A 2,775-nucleotide genomic window follows, 5' to 3' on the forward strand; every position below is an offset into this window, starting at 1 on the left:
CACAGCCCGAGGCTGGGGCGGGACAGCTCGCCTTCAGCCTGGACAACGATGCGCTACGTAGCGTCCCCGCCGAAGCCTTTGAGAAGGCGGTAGATCCAGATAGGGTTTGGTGTATCTTCTTCACAAGGAGTGGCTCAGGGACTTTGACTTTTAGAGTAGCCAAGCAGGCACATAAGACAGCTGCGGGAAGTTACTCGGTCAATGCGGGCTTCGCAGGCGCAGCCCAGATGTTTGTCATTGGCAACGTCAAGCCTGACCTGCAGAGTCAGTTTTACCGATTGCCTAGCGGTACGTCGTTAGATGAGGTGCAGCGCTTGCTCGTCCAGAATGGACTGGGGAGTGGCTCTACGGAACCCGCCTACTTTGCTATGACTTCTGATCTTGTGACGGTGATGCTCCCCGCTGTAGGTGCGGCTTCTGCGAATATTGTTACTCCTATCGTACTAAAGCGTCTCGCTGCTCGCTTTGATGTGATCAACGAGGTGCCGGGGCTCCAGCTCTCGACTGTCTCTGTCGTTAATCGGGTAGTCACCTCTACTTTGCTTAACGTTAGTCAGACTGGCTCCCTAGCTACAACCGATTATGACGTTGTCAACGGCAAGGTGCTCCTGCATAGGATATACAGTTATCAGAACAGCAACAAGGGCGGTACGCAAGATGCTACCTCCTTTACCATCCAAGGAACCTACAAAGGCAAGACAATCAAGCCTATATCGGTAAAGCTCCAAGATGCTACCACGTCAGAGGCGCTTGACGTGAGACGCAACCACTGCTACCGCATCATTCTCAAGCCTACAGGCGATGACTTTAAGCCGATCCAACCTGACGACCACACCACTGCTTGGCGGATTGTCGTCAAGGTGCTAGATTGGCACGAAGCCTCCACCTACCTCGCTAACTACAGCGACGAGGATCTCGCCAACCTAGGCTATGTGGACCCTACAGTCAACATCAACGGTAATAACCTCCTCAACACCATCGCTGAGTACAACCTTGATATCACAGGCACAAAGCTTGCCTCTAGCTACTCTAACAAGGAGTGCATCTCAGGGTACTTCACTTGGCAAGAGGCGCAGGAGCTACAGATGCCTGAGGGGTATCACCTGCCTACGGCTGAGGAGTGGGCTTCCGTCATGGGAAACGATAAGTCTACGCGAGCTGCCGTTCGCTTTGACGGTCGTAAGACAGTGAAAGATGTCAAAGTGAAAGTTCAGCTCCCCAATCACTCAGAGACGATAATCTGCAAGGAAGATGTCAAGCGAGTCAGTGCCGATCACGCTACTTATATGATTCGCTATAAGGATGACGACACCTATCGCTCCGCTTGGTGCTACTCCTATGTAGATAGTCCCATCGCTGGTGATGAGGGTAAGATCCTAAAGATAGAGTCTGTCACTGTCAATACAAAGCTTACGATCGAGCAGCTCTGTAAGGATTACTTTGCCAAGACTGGAGTCAAGGAGTATGTCAAGACGAGATACCTTCCTACGACAGGATGCGATTACAATAGAGATGGTTCGGGCTTTACGGGCTTCTTCCGTAGTGAACAAGGGTACTACTGGTCTGCCACGGAGGTTAGCCGTGATAAGAGCAAAGCTTATCTCGTGCTTTTTGATAATAGGTATGCAAGCGACTACAACACGAGTCATAAAAAGATACGTTGCGTCGTTCGCCCCTTCCGCAATTTGTAGTAAGGGAGGAGAGGAGACGACATCCTTTCGGAATAAACAAGACATTATATAGATCACCACAAACGAAAGATAAGTATGAACAAGACATTTTGCAGAGTGAGTGCCACCCTAGTGGGGGTGCTCCTACTACTCACCTTGGGGAGCTGCTCTAAGGAAAGCCAGCTTACCCCTGAGGCACAGCCCGAGGCTGGGGCGGGACAGCTCGCCTTCAGCCTGGGCAATGATGCGCTACGTAGTATCCCTGCTGAAGCGTATGAGAAGGCGGTCGATGAGCATAGCGTCTGGTGCGTCTTCGTCACTCCCTCCACCTCAGGCGGAGCGCAGACCGTCCAGGCTGCCAAGCAGGCACACAAGACGGCTGCGGGAAGTTACTCGGTCAATGCCGGCTTCGCAGGAGCAGCTCAGATGTTTGTCATCGGCAATGTCGAGGGCGAGCTACAGTCGAAGCTTTACAACCTCACTAGCGGTACTCCGCTGAGCGAGGTGCAGTCGTGGATTGTGAAGAATAGCCTCGGGAATGGCACCGCCGATCCCGCTAAGTTTGTCATGACCTCGGAGATGGTAGCCGTAAATCTCCCCGCAAAGGGAGCCCCAGCGGCCAACATCTCGCAGGCTATCCAGCTGAAGCGTCTCGCTGCTCGCTTTGACGTGATTAGTGAGGTGCCAGGGCTTACGCTCACGACGGTCACCGTTGCCAACCGCATCGTCACCTCCACATTGCTTGATGTCCAGCAGACAGGGGAGAAAGCAGCCACAGCTACAGAGTACACCATAACTGACGGCAAGGTGCTCCTGCATAAGATCTACAGCTATCAGAACAGCAACAAGGGCGGTGAGGCAAACGCCACCTCCTTTACCATCCAAGGAACCTACAATGGCAAGGCAATCAAGCCGATTTCGGTAAAGCTCCAAGATGCGACCACGACAGAGGCGCTTGACGTGCAGCGCAACCACTGCTACCGCATCCTCCTCAAGCCTGCGGGCGATGACTTTAATCCGATCAAGCCTGACGACCCCTCCACTGCCTGGAAGATTGTCGTCAAGGTGCTAGACTGGAACGAAGCCACCGACCTCGGCAACTACA

The 2,775-nt window shown here is 53.1% G+C and carries 1 protein-coding gene and 1 pseudogene; both read left to right on the forward strand.

The window, feature by feature from the left end:
* The coding region (locus Q0X57_RS08085) for a hypothetical protein (RefSeq protein ID WP_297729968.1) at positions 1-1,691 on the forward strand (1,691 nt) is incomplete at its 5' end.
* A 75-nt stretch (positions 1,692-1,766) separates the two neighbouring features.
* A pseudogene (locus Q0X57_RS08090) lies at positions 1,767-2,775 on the forward strand (hypothetical protein); the annotation flags it as partial.

Source organism: uncultured Porphyromonas sp. (assembly GCF_947254915.1).
Classification (GTDB): Bacteria; Bacteroidota; Bacteroidia; order Bacteroidales; family Porphyromonadaceae; genus Porphyromonas.